Genomic DNA, 15,060 nt, shown 5'->3' with positions numbered 1-15,060 from the left:
GGTGTCAGGAACCTGTTATCCCGGGGAGCTTATGTTCGTTCCAGATGGTATGGACGACTCTCCTCTGACCACGCGGCCTTCTGGCCTCCCGGCGGGGCTGCCCCTGGGCGGCGGGCTGTGGCAGAAGCGGCGGCATGGCGTCCTCCTGGGCACGCTGCTGGTGGCCAGCCTGCTGCACACGGCCTGGACCATCTTCCGCTGGGGGCGGCCCCAGGACGCCGTGTGGTATTCGGACCTGCACTACCTGCTGGTGGTCGGCCTGAGCTGGGCGCTCAGCGTGGTGGCCCTGCGGTGGGCGGTGCCGGAAGCGCGGCCCGGCCTGCGGGCGCTCACACTGGCCCTCGGCCTGTATGCCGTCGGGGAAGGCCTCTGGACCTATCTGGAACTGTTCACCCGGACGCCGCCCTTTCCCTCCCTGGCGGACGCGTTCTACCTCGCCCAGTATCCGGCCCTGATCGCCGCACTTCTGCATTTCTCCCGGTTCAGGCTGCGCCGCCTTGAGACAGCCCGGATCCTGCTCGACGGCCTGGTCGTGACCACCGTGATGAGTATGTTTGCCTGGAAGGGCCTCCTGGCCGGCATCGCCGGTGACCCCGATCTGGGCCTTCTCGAACGTGCGTGTAGCCTCGCCTATCCGGTCGTGGACCTGGCCGTGCTGGGTGTGCTGATGCTGCTGGCGCTGCGTGGCCGCCTGCTGCGTCTCCAGGAAGGCCTGTTCGCGGCGGGTCTCTCGCTGCTGGTCGTGGCGGACCTGGCCTACACCTTTCTTGAGGCGCAGGATGCGTACCACAGCGGCAGCTGGGTCGATCCGCTGTGGTCGTGGGCCTTCGTGCTGCTTGCCGTGGGGGGCCTCGTCGCCAGCAGAACGCCCACCCAGGCGAGCGAACCGGCGGACCCCTCCGGCCTGCCGGCGTACATCGTGCTGTATCTGCCCTACGTGGCCATTGCCAGCACCGGTCTGTTTCTGCTCGAGCTGATCTGGGACGCGAGCCTGCTGGACCAGGGGCTGGAGATCGGCATTCTGGCCGTCTTCGTCCTCGTGACCGTCCGCCAGGGCCTGGTCCTGTCCGACAACCGCCAGCTGAATCACAACCTGGAGCGTGCCTCCATGCAGTTGCAGACCGCCCAGGCGCTGCTGCTGCATCAGGCGGACCATGACCCGCTGACCGGGCTGCGCAACCGCAACGGCTTCAATGAGCAACTTCAGCGCGTGCTGGACGAGGCGGCGCACACCGGCACCCAGGTGGGCGTGCTGTTTATCGACCTCGACCGGATGAAGCAGGTGAACGATGCCTACGGCCATCCCACCGGGGACGCGGTGCTGCGGGAAATGGCGGCGCGCCTCCGGACCCAGGTGCGGCAAAGCGACACGGTCGCCCGCGTGGGTGGGGACGAGTTCGTGATCCTGATGCCTCTGGTCCGCGACGGGCAGGGCGCGGCGCACCTCGCGGACCGCCTCATCGCGGCGGTGGCCGAGCCTGTGGTGTTGCAGGCCCAGGCCATGTACCTGACGGCCAGCATCGGCGTGGCCTTCGGGCCGCACGACAGCCCCACCCCCGAGGGGTTGATTCAGGCGGCAGACATCGCCATGTATCAGGCGAAGCAGAGCGGCAAGAGTCAGTGGCGGTTCTTCGATGACCGGGCGCGCCAGACGACCGTTCATCAGCTGCAACTCGAAGCGCAGCTCCGCACCGCCCTCGATCGCGGTGACCTGAACCTGCACTATCAGCCGCTGCGGCGTCTTCAGGACGGCAAGACCGTCGGCTTTGAAGCGCTGCTGCGCTGGACCTCCCCGACGCGCGGCCCGGTGTCTCCGGCAGAGCTGATTCCCCTCGCGGAGGAACGTGGGCTGATCGTTCCGCTGGGCCTCTGCGTCCTGAACGGGGCGGCCCGGCAGGTCAAGCGCTGGCGCCGCGAACAGCAGGCCGATCTGTACGTCTGCGTGAACATCTCGGCGCTGCACTTTGCCCAGCCCGACTTTCCGCAACAGGTCCAGCAGGTGCTCGAAGCGCACCGGCTGCCCGGTGAGGCGCTCGTGGTGGAGTTGACCGAGAGCGCTTTCCTGAAGGACCTGGATGCGGCGATCGGCAAGCTGGCCGCCCTCGCGCGCCTGGGCGTCCGGGTCGCGCTCGACGACTTCGGCACGGGCTACTCCAGCCTGAGTTATCTGCGGCAGCTTCCGGTCTGGATGGTGAAGATCGACCGCTCCTTTGTGCGTGCCCTCAACGACGACGGTGACGCCTTTATCCAGGCGATCACGACCCTGGCCCACCGGCTGGGCCTGACCGTCGTGGCGGAGGGGATAGAGGAGGAGTGGCAACGTGTCCATGTGCTGGCCCTGGGCAGCGATATCGGGCAGGGGTACGGGCTGGGACGCCCGATGCCGGCCAGCGACGTGGCCCGCTGGCTGGAAGAGCCTTCCGTCACGCTGAACGCCTGAGATCCGCGCCCCGGTCGGTCAGCGCCGGAGGAAAGCCCGGAGATGGGGAGGGGAGAGGGTGGAGCTGTGCGATGCTGGAGCCGGCACGGTTCGCCGCGCCGCTCGCCCGCCAAGGAGTCCCGGATGACGACTTCCCGTTCCTATGACCGTTTTCTCGCGCCGCGCCTGGAAGCGCGTGTGCCCGGCTTCGGGCGGTACCGCGCCGATCTGGCCGACTTCCGCACCTGGGTGCGCACCGAGGTGGACGCGCAGGCGAACGCCACCGACCGTGACGCTCCTCCCCGCCTGGAAACCTACGACCGGGAAGGCCAGGTCGTGAACCGCGTCATCCTGAACCCCTGCTACGAGGCGCAGCACCGGGAGGTGTACCGGCGCGGGATCATCGGCCGGCCGTACCTCGGGGGCGCGCCCCACCTGCTGAGCTTCGGCATGGGCTACCTGCTCTCGCAGGCGGACATCAGCCTGCACTGCCCGGTCACGCTGACGGGGGCCGTCGCCTACGTGCTGGGGCATCACGCCCCCGCGTCCCTGCGTGAACGCTACCTCCCCAACGTGACCCGCATGGACGGGCACGCCAGGACGGGCGGCACCTGGGCCACCGAGTTGCACGGCGGCAGCGACGTGGGCGCGACCACCACCGAGGCCCGCCCCCTGGGGACCCAGTACGCGCTGCACGGCCTGAAATGGTTCACCAGCAACGCGAACAGCGGTCTGGCGGTCGCCACGGCCCGCCCGGTGCGCCTCCCGGCTCGGCGGGTCTGGGCCTGTATCTGGTGCCCAGCCACCTGGAAGAAGGCCAGGTCAACCACTACCGGGTGCGCCGCCTGAAGGACAAGCTGGGCACGCGGGGCCTCCCCACCGGGGAAATCGACCTGCTGGGCGCGCACGCCGCCGAGGTCGCGCCGCCCCCGGAAGGCTTCCGCCTGATGATGGAGGCCCTCACGTACAGCCGCGTCCACAACGCGGTCGGGGCGGCGGGGGCGCAGCGGCGGGCGCTGGACGAGGCGCTGGCCTGGGCGGTTCGCCGCCGCGCCTTCGGTCAGGCCATCGTGACGTATCCGATGGTGCAGGCTACCCTGACCGAACAGCAGGTCCGCTGGCGGGCGGGCACCCTGCTCGCCTTCGAGGCGGCCCTGACGCTCGACGAGGCCCTGCAGGTCCCCGAACAGAGAACCTGGCTGCGTCTCAGCACCGCCCTGGCGAAGTACCTCACCGCCGAGGAGGCCGTGGGCAGCGCGCGGTCCACGCTGGAGCTGATCGGCGGCAACGGCTACACCAGCGATTACCCCGCCGCCCGCCTCCTGCGCGACGCCCAGGTCCTCACCGTCTGGGAAGGCCCCGCGAACGTGCAGGCCCTGGAACTGCTGCGCCTCCTGGCTCCCCGGTACGGCGGCTTTCAGGTGTATACGGCCCGCCTGGAGGGCATCCTGGCCGCCCTGCCTGAACCGCTGGACGATCTGCGCCTGGCCCTGACGGACCGCCTGACCGGGGACCGTCAGGCTTTCAAGGTGACGACGGCCAGCCCCGACCAGAGCCAGCGGTACGCCCGGCAACTCCTGCACCGCCTCGCCCAGAGCCTCGCCCTCGCGCTGCTGGTCGAGGACGCGGCCCGGTCGGAGGGCAGCGGCGACCCTACCCCGGCAGCGGCGGCGCGGGCGTACCATGAACTTCTCACGCCTCCCACGTTCGGCGAGGAGAACCGGGGAGTCCGGCAGCTTCTTCTGGACGACCTGATGCGGGACGACCGGCTGCGGGAGGAGGCATGACCCAGGATCAAGCGACACGCCCGGGCTGCGGGAAAAGGGAGAAAAGGGAAAGGCCCTGCGCCGGGCGGCCTGCCTTCGCGGGGACCACGCCATGAAGCCCGGCGAACGGTTCGGGGGAGTACGCCGGATCGCCGTGCTGCGGGCCAACGCCCTGGGCGACTACATGTTCTCCCTCCCCGCGCTGGAGGCGCTGAGGACCGCCTATCCCCAGGCCGAGATCGTGCTGCTCGGTCAGCCCTGGCACGCCCGCTTTCTCCAGGGCCGCCCCGGCCCACTCGACCGCGTCGTGGCGGTGCCTCCCAGCCAGGGGGTATACGTCGGGCGCGACGGGCAGGCCGACGAGGACGCGGCGGAACTGAACATCTTTTTCAGCCGGATGCGGGGCGAACACTTCGACCTGGCCGTGCAGCTGCATGGCGGGGGCCGGTATTCCAACCCCTTCGTGCTGCGGCTGGGTGCCCGCGCCACGGTAGGCCTGCGGACGCCCGACGCGCCCCCGCTGGACCGGACCGTGCCCTACGTGTACTGGCAGCACGAGATCATGCGGACGCTGGAAGTCGTGGCGCTCGCGGGGGCACCTGCCGTCACGCTGGAACCTCGCCTGAGCGTCATGGACAGCGATCTGGCGGAGGCCCGGCAGGTCGTGCCCGAAGACGGGTCGCCGCTGGTGGCGCTGCACCCCGGCGCGGGTGACCCGAGGCGGCGCTGGAGTCCGGCCCACTTCGCGCAGGTCGCCGACGCCCTGAGCGCGGCGGGCGCGCGCATCGTCCTGACCGGGGCCGGGGACGAGGCCCACCTGACCGGAGCCGTGCGGGCCGCCATGCGCTTCCCGGCAGCCGACACGAGTAGCCGCCTGAGCATCGGCGGCCTGGCGGGCCTGCTGTCGCGCTGCGCCCTGGTGGTGTCCAACGATTCCGGCCCGCTGCACCTGGGGGGCGCGGTGGGGGCGCGGACCGTGGGCATCTACTGGTGCGGGAACGCCATCAACGCCGGGGCCATGAGCCGCAGTCGCCACCGGCCCGTCCTGTCCTGGCGGCTGAACTGCCCGGTATGCGGCGTGAACTGCATGGAGGGCCGCTGCGATCACCGCCATTCCTTCGTGGACGACGTGACGCCCGCGCAGGTTCTTCAGGAGGTGGCGGGCCTCCTCGCGGAGAGCGGCTCGGCTCTGCGGCTCTGAAGCGCGCTTCAGGGACTACACTCGCGGCACCTCATGTTCACCACGCTGTCCGTGCCGCTGCTTCTCCTCGTCTTCGGACTGGCCGCCGGGGCCGTGTGGGTTGCCGGAGTCCGGCTGTCCGGCGCGACCGATGTCCTGGGTGACCGCCTGAGGCTGGGGGAGGCGCTCGGCGGCCTGATTCTCCTCGCGGTGGCGACCAATCTCCCGGAAATCGCCATTACCGTCAGCGCCTCGGTGCAGGGGCATCTGGACCTGGCGATCGGCAACATCCTGGGCGGCATCGCGGTGCAGACGGTCGTGCTGGCGGTGCTCGACGCCTTCGGGCTGGGGCGGCACGCGCCGCTGACCAGTGAGAGCCGCTCGCTCAATCTGGTACTGGAGGGCAGCCTGGTCACGGCGGTGCTGATGGCGGTCCTGATGGGCGCGCAGTTGCCGAAGGCAGCGGTGTGGGGCCGCCTCGAACCGGCGGCGCTGCTGGTCGCGCTGCTGTGGGGCGTGGGCCTGTGGCTGATCGGCCGGGCGCGGGCACTCCCCTGGCGACCCGAGGGGCCGCCCCCCACGCTGCCGCCCGGCGTGCAGCAGGCGCGTCGGCAGCAAGACGCCCGCAAGCAGTCCACCAGCACCGCCCGCGCCGCCCTGGTCTTCGCGGTGGCGGCCCTGGTCACGCTGGGCGCGGGCCTGGTGCTGGCCCTCAGCGGCGAGGCGCTGGCCCGGCACCTGCACATGAGCGGCGTGCTGTTCGGGGCGACGGTGCTGTCTCTCGCCACGGCCCTGCCCGAAATCTCGACCGGCCTCGCCTCGGTGCGGCTGGGAGACTACGAGCTGGCGGTCAGCGACATCTTCGGCGGGAACGCCTTCCTGCCGGTGCTGTTCCTGCTGGCCTCGCTGGTGTCCGGCCAGGCGGTGCTGCCCCAGCTTCAGCCCAGCGACCTGTACCTGACGGCGCTGGGGGTGTTGCTGACCGCCGTGTACCTGTACGGTCTGGTCTTCCGGTCGCGGCGGCAATGGGGCCTGCTGGGGCTGGATTCCTGGGCGGTCCTCGGCCTGTACGGGCTGGGCTTGCTGGGCCTCTGGCTGCTGGCGCGCCCCCCCGGCTGAGGCGTGCGCGGGGCCTCACCCATGGTTTGGTGAAGGTCGGGGTGCCCGGCGCACATGCCCAGACGCCACCTGAGGGAAATGATGCGGGGAAAGGAGGGTTCATGCCTTACCGTCTGAGGATCGAGGAGCAGAGCAACGCGGCGGTGGAACACTTCCAGCGCGACTTTGATGATCTGCTGGACGCCAAGCGCTACGCCCACAACCAGGTGCGCGGCGACATCTTCTGGACCGTCCGCGAGGATCATCTCGACGGCCTCGCGCCGGGCTACGCGCTGAGGATCGAGGGGGTGGGCGAGGCCGCGGGCAGGCCGCTGGATCTTCCCGCCGAGGCCGCCGCTGAACCCACCCGGAGTGACTCCCTGTTCACGCCCCGGGGGCCGGTGGAGGACGACCGCTAGGGGGTAGGGCCAGCTCGGCGCACAGTTGCCCGGCCTCCTGAAGGGCGCGGTCCAGTTCGCGGCGGGCACGCTCCTGGCGGCCCGAATGCTGGGCAGGCACCCGGGACCGTTGCAGGGCCTCGGCATGCAGGGACAGGCTGAGGGCGGCGCTGGCGTTCAGGCGCATCAGGGCGCCCTCCGCCTGGGTCAGCGGCAGGTCCGCGACCCGCGCAGGTTCCAGGTGGGCCGCGCGCACCAAGCCCTCCGCCTTCACCCGCAGGGCACGTGCCCGCGCGCGGGCCTGGCTGACCGCTTCGGGGTCGCCGCCCTGCCACAGCTCCGCGACGGCTTGCAGGTAGGTCACCTGGGCGCGGGCCGCCTGCTCCAGCCCGGCGCGCAGTTGCCGGGACTGCCAGTCGGGCCACAGCGGGTACACGGCCAGCGCAATTACGCCCCCCAGCAGCGTGAACAGCAGCCGCTCCCCGGCCACCGCGCCCTCCGCCACCCCCGACGCCACCAGCAGCATCACCACATAGACCGTGATCGCCGCCGAGAACGCCGCGTAACTCGCCAGAAACACCGCGTAGCTCAGCCAGGCCGCCGCCAGCCCGAACAGCAGCGCCCCGGCCCCGGGGTGAAAGGCCCACACCAGCAGGGCCGACACGGCAACCCCCAGCAGCGTTCCCCCCAGCCGCGCCACCCCGCGCGTCAGGGTGGTGACGTAATCGGGCTTCAGGACCACGCCGACGGTCAGGGTCAGCCAGTAACCGTGCGGCACCTGCCAGAGCTGCACCGCCAGGGTGGTCAGGCCCAGGGCCAGGGCGTACTTCAGCGCGTGGCGGCCCGCAGGTGTGCGCGGGGAGGCGCTCTGCCACAGGCTTTGCAGGGCCTTTCCGGGCGGCGGGCGCGTGGGCCGGGGCGGGGCCGCCGCTTCCGGTTCCCCCCGCAGATCGGTCAGGAGGCGCACCATCAGCCCGGCCCAGTAGTGCAGGGAATGCGCCGCCTCGCCTGTCATACGAAATGGCGTTGATTCCTGGGAATCGACCGGGCAGAGCGAGTGGCAAAAAGGATGGGATGGCGGCGATGGAAGAACATCGGGTGATGTTCCGGATGTTCTGGAATCAGAGCCATCCCGTATCAGCTGCCCCAGGGCCTGCTGGAGCGCCGCCGAGGACGCGGGCGTGAGGGTCGCCTGCCCCCGCATCACCTGTCCCTGGATGTCCCGCAGCGCGTCCAGCAGCGCCGCCGCCAGACTGTCCGCCTCCGACCCCAGGCCGCGTTCCCTGGCCTGCCGGTCGGCACGGGCGTACCCCACCAGCGCGGCCCGCAGCCCCTCGGCCAGCCGCAGCGCCTGCCTCAGCCGGACGTGTTCGGGCCGCCAGCGGAAACGCCGGGCCTCGTCCAGCACGTCCCAGGCTTCCTGAAAAGGCGCGGCCTCGGGCAGCAGGTCACCGGAGGCGGGCAGGGCCGCGATCAGGTCTTCCAGCCGCCGGTAGACCCGCCGCACCGCCCGGCGTTCGGGGTGGTGGCGTCCGGCAGGCCACAGGGCCGTGAGCAGCAGCGTTTGCAGCAGGCCGCCCGCCAGCACCAGCGCCCCGCCCGGCAGGGCCAGCGCGGAAGGCAGGCTCAGGCCGGAGATCACCACCAGCGTGGTGATGGCCTGGATGCCGATGGTGTTCGCGGCGGCGCCCTGCCCGCTGTAGAGACTCATCAGCCCGCCGACCAGCATGACGGTCAGCACGGTCGCGGCAGTGCTGCCGCCCACCAGCAGCGCCATCACCGTGACCAGGCTCATGGTCAGGCTGGTGCCCAGCATCACGCGTAGGCGGCGGCGAGTCACGCCGTTGAAGGACGCCAACCCGGCGTTCAGTGCCCCGGTGGACGCCAGGACGCCCCAGGCCGCGTGTCCGGTCGCCAGCGCCAGCAGCAGGGGCAGGGCGACCCCCAGCGTGCAGCGAAAGGCGGTGGCCGTCCGCCACTTCTCGGCGCTGTAGGGAAAGGCTGTCTGGAGCAGCAGGGCGGGCCGCATCCCGTCACTATGCCCCGTCCCGGGCCGCCTCATGCGCCCCGCCGGGGCTGACCCGGCGGGAGCCGTGAGCTAGGATGCGGCATGACATCCGGTGCAGATGAGACGGCCCGTCTGGTCGAGCGTGCCCTGCCGCTCCAGATCACGCCTCCGGCGGCGGGGCAGCAGCGTCCGGTGTGGCATGTCCCCGATGACGACCCGGCCCGCGTGCAGGCGGTCGAGGACCTGGCCCTCGCCGCCCAGCAGCGCCCGGACGCCGTCCGGCAGGCCATCGCCGCCTACCAGCAGCAGTACGCCCACGCCTACCCGCAGCAGCCCGCGCAACTGACCTGGGAGGAGGGCACGCCCGACCCGCTCATGCTGGGCCTGGCCGAGCTGATGCTGGGCGGCGAGTCCAGCGGCCCGGACCGTTCGGCGCGTTGATCCGCCGCCCGGGGGACCAACCCGGTTGACGCCCCGGGTCCCCCGGCCGCTACCCTGGCCGGGATGACCCTGACCGCGCCCCATCCGGCCCACCCCGATTTCCCGGCAGAGGAAGCCCACCTGTCCGGCACCGTCTCGGCGATCCTACGGCAGATCGAGAGCTGGGAGGACCGCGACCGCAATGTCGGGGCCGACCTGGAAACCAGCCTCACCCTCGCGGACACCGCCGGAGAACACGCCGCGATGCTCAGCGTTCACGTGCAGGCCCCGTATTTCGGGAGCCTGAAGGTCCGTATCGGGGGCCGAGAGCAGACCCTCTATATCGGCAAACACGCCTTCCGTGACCTGAAAGGCCCCCATACCGTCGTCTCCTGGGAGTCGGAGGTGGGCGGCCTGTTCTATGCGGACGCGCAGTCGTGGCAGGTGCCCGGGCGCGGGCCGGGAAAAGGACTGACCGGCACCATCCGGCGGCGTCGCCAGCTCGACGTGAGTGCGGGCCGGCTGCACCGCCTGACCGACCTGTACGACGACGAGGCGGGGGGCGAGACCGGGGGGCGTGAGCAGGTGCTGCTCTCGCGCCTCTCGGAAGCCTCGACCGCCGCCATGCGCGACGTGGTCGAGACACTCCAGCCCGAACAGAATGAGGCGATGCGCGCCCCGGCGGGCGTGAACACCCTGATTCAGGGAGCTGCCGGGTCGGGCAAGACCACCATCGGCTTTCACCGCCTCGCCTGGCTGATGCACGCCGACCGGGGTCACCACCGCGCCGCCCCCGACGCGGCCCTGGTCCTGATGCCGAACCGGGTGCTGGCGAGCTACGCCGCGCGCGTCCTGCCCGGCCTGAACCTGGAGGGCGTGACCGTCACCACCCCGGAAGCCTGGGCGACCTCCTTTCTGGGCCTGGAAAAGATGGAGGTCACCGACCGCACCCTGCACCTGCTGCTCACCGACCGCGACAACGAGCGGCGCAAGGCGGCCTGGCGCAGGGCCAAGGCCCTGGGCGACCTGCGGATGCTGCGGGTGGTCGAACAGCACCTCGCGGGCCGCCTGCGCGCCAATCTGGGCGGTCTGGTGTTCCACACCGAGGTCGAGCTGGCGGGCCGGACCCACCGCCTGACCCTGGACAGCGCGGCCCTGCATGACCTGCTGGACGGGGTCCTGCGCCGCGCGCCCCTGGAGGGCTACCGCGCCGCTTTCCGGGCCGCCCTGGAAGACGCCCTGCTGGCGCGCGTGACCCTCCCCGGCGAGGAGGAAGAGGCGCTGTTGCTGCGCCTGCTCGCCCCCGCCCCCACCCGCCTGTCGGCCCGGGTCTTCGCGGGCCTGCTGCCCGTCAGCGAGGGCAAACGGCTGGTGAGCGACGAGGCGGCGCTCCGGGCGGCGGCCCAGGGCGTCCTGCCCGAGCGAACCCTCCAGGTGCTGCTGGGCGACCCGCTCGCCGCCGTCCCCAAGCCTCGCCGCAGCTTCGCGGACGTGACCGAACTGCCGCTGATGCTGGCCGTCGCCGCCCTGCTGGACGGGGTGGGCCGCCGCGTGGGCCGCACCCTCCAGCCCTACGACCACGTGATGCTCGACGAGGCGCAGGACTATTCGCCGCTGCTGTACGCCCTGCTGGGCCGCGCGGCCCGGCCCGGCCACATCACTGCGCTGGGCGACCTGAATCAGGGCCTGCACGGCTACAAGGGGCCGAACACCTGGGCGGACGTGCAGGCGGCCCTGGGCGGGACCACGCGGGAAAGCGCTGCCCTGCTCACCCTGACGCGCACCTACCGCAGCACCCGCCAGATCACGGCCCTGGGCGCGCGCATCGCCGGGACGTACAACCGGGCCGGGAACGTGGTGGGCGTGGACCGCGACGGGGGAGAGGTCCTGCGCCTGACCGGGCGAAGCCTGGCGGAACTGACGGCGCGGGCGGTCCACGAGATGCAGCGCCAGGGCCACGCCAACATCGCCATCGTGACCCGCCGGGGGGTGGACGCGGAAACCCTTGTTCCCCAGCTCCGGCAGCACGACGTGGACGCGCACCCCATCCTGAACGACCAGGCGCGCTACACAGGCGGGGTGGTGATTCTGCCCGTCAATCTCGCCAAGGGGCTGGAGTTCGACGGCTGCATCGTCGCCGGGGCGGACGCGGCCCACTACGATCCGCAGACGGAGTTCGAGAGCCGCCTGCTGTACGTCTCGGCCTCCAGGGGGTTGCACCTGCTGGCCCTGGTGGCGGAAGACGCCCTTCACCCGCTGCTGGAGGGCTGACCTGTGGCGGTGGGGTTTAGACTTGGCCCCATGACACAGTCCCAGTCCTCCCCGGCAGAGCAGTTGGCCGCGCTCCGTGCGTTCTACCCCACGTCCGAGGTCGCGCTGGCGCAACTCCACCGCGAGATCGACGCCTTCGAGCAGGCCCTGCACGGGGCCGCGCCGCACTGGGGCACCCGCATGCCGGGCCGCGACTGGACGCCCGCCCAGGAAGCCGAACACACCATCCTGGTCAACGAGGGAACGGCCAAACTCGCGCGCCTGCTCCTCTCCGAGAGGCCCCTGCGGGAAACCGCGCCGCAGGAGGGCCGCACCGAGAACGGCCGGCGGCTCGCCCCCCCCGGCACCGAACCCGGCCCGGAGCAGCCCCTGGAGACGCTGCTGGCCCGCAACGCCGCGACCCGCGCCCTGCTGGCCGGGGTCCAGGCCGACCCCAACCCCGACCGGACCTTTCCCCATCCCTTCATGGGGAACATCGACGCCCTCGACTGGCTGCGGATGGCCGCCTGGCACACCCGGCACCACCGCAAGACTCTACAGGCCGGTGTGGATCGCCTGACGGCCGGCGAGCGCACGGAAGACTGAGCGTCTGAGAAGAGCACCTGGCCCTGCTCCTCTGAGGTCCACCGGACAGGCCATACAGCAAGAGGCCAGCATTCACGTTGCTGGCCTCTGCGTCATCTTCCCGGCTCTCCCCGAACGGCGGAGGGCTGCTCCGCCCCGGAGAGGGGCCTGGTCTACTCCACCTTGAGAATCCAGCCGGCGGGCGCTTCGACATCGCCGGACTGGATGCCGACCAGTTCGTCGTACAGCCGCCGGGTCACCGGGCCGACCTCGGTTTCGCTGTAGAAGACGTGAAAGTCGTTCCCGTTCTGAATGCCGCCGATCGGCGTGATGACGGCCGCCGTGCCGCAGGCCCCGGCTTCCGTGTACCGGTCGAGCTGGTCGATGAATACGTCGCCTTCTTCGACCTCCAGGCCCAGACGCTCCCGCGCGAGGTGCAACAGCGAATATTTGGTGATGCTGGGCAGAATCGAGGGTGACTTCGGCGTGACGAAGCGGCCATCCCGGCTGATGGCGAAGAAATTGGCCGCGCCGACCTCCTCGATCCTGGTATGGGTTTCGGGGTCGAGATAGATGCAGTCGGCGAAGGAACGCTCCTTGGCTTCCAGGCCGGGGAGCAGGCTCGCGGCGTAGTTACCGCCGACCTTGGCGGCCCCCGTGCCGTTGGGCGCGGCGCGGTCGTAAGGCGAGACGATGAAGTTGGCCGGGGTCAGGCCGCCCTTGAAGTAGGCGCCCACCGGCACGCAGAACACCGAGAACAGGAACTCGGGGGCGCTGCGCACGCCCAGGTTGTCCCCCACGCCGATCACGTAGGGCCGCAGATAGAGTGCCCCGCCCGTCCCGTAGGGGGGCAGGTAGTCGAGATTGGCCCGCACGACCTGCTCACAGGCGTCGATGAACTTCTCGGTGGACACGGGTGGCATCAGCAACCGCGCGCAGCTGGCCTGCATCCGCGCCGCGTTCTGATCGGGGCGGAAGAGGTTGACCGAGCCGTCCCGGTCCCGGTAGGCCTTGAGGCCCTCGAAGCACTGCTGACCGTAGTGCAGCGCCGTCGAGCCTTCGCTGATATGCACCCGGTTGTCCTCCGTCAGCGCGCCCCCGTCCCACGCGCCGTCCTTCCAGTGCGAGACGTAACGCAAGTCGGTTTTGATGTAGCTGAAGCCCAGATTCTGCCAGTCGATGTTCTTGCTCATGTCTGTTGTTCCTCCTGCATCCTTGCCGGGCCTGATCCGGCCCGGTCCTGCACACCTGCGGAGTCTGCCAGAAAGCTGGAGACTCAGCGCGCGATCAGCACGTCGATGCCGGCGGCGTGACTGACCGCGTCTCCCGTGCTTCCCGCCATCGCCGCGCTGAAGGCGCTGGTATGCCGCCGCCCCAGCACGATCAGGTCGGCTCCCGTCTGCGCCGCGACATCCAGAATCGCCTCGGCGGGTTTGGCGGCCTGGATCAGGTACTCGCCCACCTCCAGCCCCTGCTCCCGGGCGGCCTGGGCGACCTGCCGCAGGTGGTCCTGGCGCACCATCCGGGCGTTCTGCACCACCTGCGCCTCCAGGGCCTCGCTGCCCGGCAGCCCCGAGGCGAGGCTCACGAATCCGTTGGCCGCGAGGGGGACGACGGCGACGATGTCGAGCGCCGCGCCGAAGTGCTGCGCGAGGGCCACGGCGTGCGCCACGGCCTTCTCCGAGTGGGGCGCGCCCCCGGTGGCGACCAGAATGCGGCGGTACAGCGGAACGGTGGGAACGGACATGCCCGCATGCTACGCCCGGGGCATCCGGTGAAGTCCAGCACAGGCGGCCAGTGTGGGCCTCCGGGACAGCTCAGCGGCGGGACGCCTTGCGCAGTTCCAGCCCCACCGGAATCAGGCTCAGGACAACCGCGACCCCGACCACCAGCAGGATGTAACGGTCGAGGTGCGGGATCAGACCGCCCAGCCAGTAGCCCAGCAGCGGTACGCCGACGCCCCAGAGCAGGCCACCGGCCACGCTGTAGCTCAGAAACCGCAGGTAGGGCATCCGGCCCACGCCGGCCATCGTGGGGGCGACGGTGCGCACGACGGGCACGAACCGCGCCAGGATCAGCGCCAGGCCACCGTACCGCCCGAAGAACGCCTGCGTGCGCTCCACATACTCGGGACGAAAAAAGCGGCTGTTCTGCCGTTTGAACACGGTGGGGCCGTACCTGCGCCCGATCAGGTAGCCGGTGCTGTCCCCGATGATCGCCCCCAGGATGACCGCCAGCATCACGCCCGCCAGGCGCAGGCTTCCTTGCTGGGCCAGCACGCCCGCCGTGATCAGCAGGCTGTCCCCGGGCAGAAAAAACCCCAGCAGCAGCCCGGTTTCGGCAAAGACCATGGCGAGGATGCCGAGGTAAGACGCGCTGATCAGCAACTGGGTGGGATTGAACATGCCCGCAGACTAGAGGCCGGGCGCCGGAGGTGGTAGGCGACCGGGTCACAGAAAGGCCGCGCTGTGGGGGAGCGGTGGGGTACAGCCTGGTTTTCCAGCTGGTATCTGCCAGCCCTTGCCGGCCCAGGCTGTTCCCGACAGCTACGGCCCGACCACCGCCTTTCTGCCTGCTTGCCTTCTTCTGTTGACAGCCTGCCGACAAAAGTCTATCTTTGCGGGCCTGCGTGAACCGGGTCTAAACACGCGGGCCTTGATCGGAGAAGGTTTCTGTTCTAGGGGGTGTTGACGGCTGCAAAAGCTTGATGTACCTTATGGACCTGCGCGACGCGCACTCGGAAAATGTGAGCAAGGTCTTGACAAGTTTGAGCCGAGCGAATACACTGACTGAGTGCCTGAGGGAAAGCTCCCGAAGCGCGCACCGGGGCACCAGCCCCGCGAAGCATGACAACGGAAGAAGCTTGAGAAGCAAAGGGCCGTCCGACAGGGTGGTGCACGCGGTTCCTCCCCCGAGGGACTCCAGACGTGTGAAGG

General features: G+C 70.6%; 13 protein-coding genes. 9 read left to right on the top strand and 4 right to left on the bottom strand.

Features of this window, described 5'->3' with window-relative positions:
- Positions 1-49: 49 nt before the first annotated feature.
- The 6 genes from DEIPH_RS06580 (at position 50) to DEIPH_RS06560 (ending at position 6,882) form a co-directional block, all read left to right on the top strand.
- Positions 50-2,440, top strand: a complete 2,391-nt coding sequence (locus DEIPH_RS06580; RefSeq protein WP_034355740.1) for a putative bifunctional diguanylate cyclase/phosphodiesterase — start codon at positions 50-52, stop codon at positions 2,438-2,440.
- A gap of 123 nt (positions 2,441-2,563) precedes the next feature.
- Positions 2,564-3,268 carry an acyl-CoA dehydrogenase family protein gene (locus tag DEIPH_RS20600; protein WP_051517207.1) on the top strand — a complete coding sequence of 235 codons (705 nt, stop codon included), beginning with the start codon at positions 2,564-2,566 and terminating at the stop codon, positions 3,266-3,268.
- Complete coding sequence (locus DEIPH_RS18715) at positions 3,214-4,206, top strand: acyl-CoA dehydrogenase family protein (protein ID WP_267134648.1); 993 nt, start codon at positions 3,214-3,216, stop codon at positions 4,204-4,206. The genes DEIPH_RS20600 and DEIPH_RS18715 overlap by 55 nt, the downstream gene beginning before the upstream one ends.
- Before the next feature lie 91 nt (positions 4,207-4,297).
- Positions 4,298-5,386, top strand: a complete 1,089-nt coding sequence (locus DEIPH_RS06570; RefSeq protein WP_034355738.1) for a glycosyltransferase family 9 protein — start codon at positions 4,298-4,300, stop codon at positions 5,384-5,386.
- A 33-nt stretch (positions 5,387-5,419) separates the two neighbouring features.
- Positions 5,420-6,484: a sodium:calcium antiporter gene (locus DEIPH_RS06565; protein ID WP_034355737.1), complete on the top strand. Its 1,065-nt coding sequence runs from the start codon at positions 5,420-5,422 to the stop codon at positions 6,482-6,484.
- 101 nt (positions 6,485-6,585) lie between these two features.
- Positions 6,586-6,882 (top strand): hypothetical protein, encoded by a 297-nt coding sequence (locus DEIPH_RS06560; protein WP_034355734.1) that lies wholly within the window; start codon positions 6,586-6,588, stop codon positions 6,880-6,882.
- Here the strand turns inward: DEIPH_RS06560 and DEIPH_RS06555 are convergent.
- The gene (locus DEIPH_RS06555) at positions 6,848-8,890 is read right to left on the bottom strand and encodes an FUSC family protein (protein WP_034355731.1); all 2,043 of its coding nucleotides are present in this window, start codon (positions 8,888-8,890) and stop codon (positions 6,848-6,850) included. The two genes, DEIPH_RS06560 and DEIPH_RS06555, sit on opposite strands and share 35 nt — an antisense overlap.
- A gap of 81 nt (positions 8,891-8,971) precedes the next feature.
- Here DEIPH_RS06555 and DEIPH_RS06550 point away from each other — a divergent pair, with 81 nt between their 5' ends.
- From DEIPH_RS06550 to DEIPH_RS06540, 3 genes are all read left to right on the top strand, one after another.
- Positions 8,972-9,310 carry a hypothetical protein gene (locus DEIPH_RS06550; RefSeq protein WP_034355728.1) on the top strand — a complete coding sequence of 113 codons (339 nt, stop codon included), beginning with the start codon at positions 8,972-8,974 and terminating at the stop codon, positions 9,308-9,310.
- A gap of 63 nt (positions 9,311-9,373) precedes the next feature.
- Positions 9,374-11,560, top strand: coding sequence for a HelD family protein (locus DEIPH_RS06545; RefSeq protein WP_034355725.1), 2,187 nt, complete (start codon positions 9,374-9,376; stop codon positions 11,558-11,560).
- Positions 11,561-11,590: 30 nt separating this feature from the next.
- Positions 11,591-12,145 carry a DinB family protein gene (locus tag DEIPH_RS06540; protein ID WP_034355723.1) on the top strand — a complete coding sequence of 185 codons (555 nt, stop codon included), beginning with the start codon at positions 11,591-11,593 and terminating at the stop codon, positions 12,143-12,145.
- Positions 12,146-12,297: 152 nt separating this feature from the next.
- Here DEIPH_RS06540 and DEIPH_RS06535 read toward each other — a convergent pair whose 3' ends face one another.
- The 3 genes from DEIPH_RS06535 to DEIPH_RS06525 form a co-directional block, all read right to left on the bottom strand.
- Positions 12,298-13,317: a branched-chain amino acid aminotransferase gene (locus DEIPH_RS06535; RefSeq protein WP_034355720.1), complete on the bottom strand. Its 1,020-nt coding sequence runs from the start codon at positions 13,315-13,317 to the stop codon at positions 12,298-12,300.
- A gap of 83 nt (positions 13,318-13,400) precedes the next feature.
- Positions 13,401-13,871, bottom strand: a complete 471-nt coding sequence (locus DEIPH_RS06530) for a universal stress protein (RefSeq protein WP_034355717.1) — start codon at positions 13,869-13,871, stop codon at positions 13,401-13,403.
- 70 nt (positions 13,872-13,941) lie between these two features.
- Positions 13,942-14,529 carry a DedA family protein gene (locus tag DEIPH_RS06525; RefSeq protein WP_034355714.1) on the bottom strand — a complete coding sequence of 196 codons (588 nt, stop codon included), beginning with the start codon at positions 14,527-14,529 and terminating at the stop codon, positions 13,942-13,944.
- Positions 14,530-15,060: the final 531 nt, after the last annotated feature.

Origin of the sequence: Deinococcus phoenicis (assembly GCF_000599865.1) — a bacterium.
Classification (GTDB): Bacteria; Deinococcota; Deinococci; order Deinococcales; family Deinococcaceae; genus Deinococcus; species Deinococcus phoenicis.
This window is presented reverse-complemented; position numbering and strand designations above follow the sequence as displayed.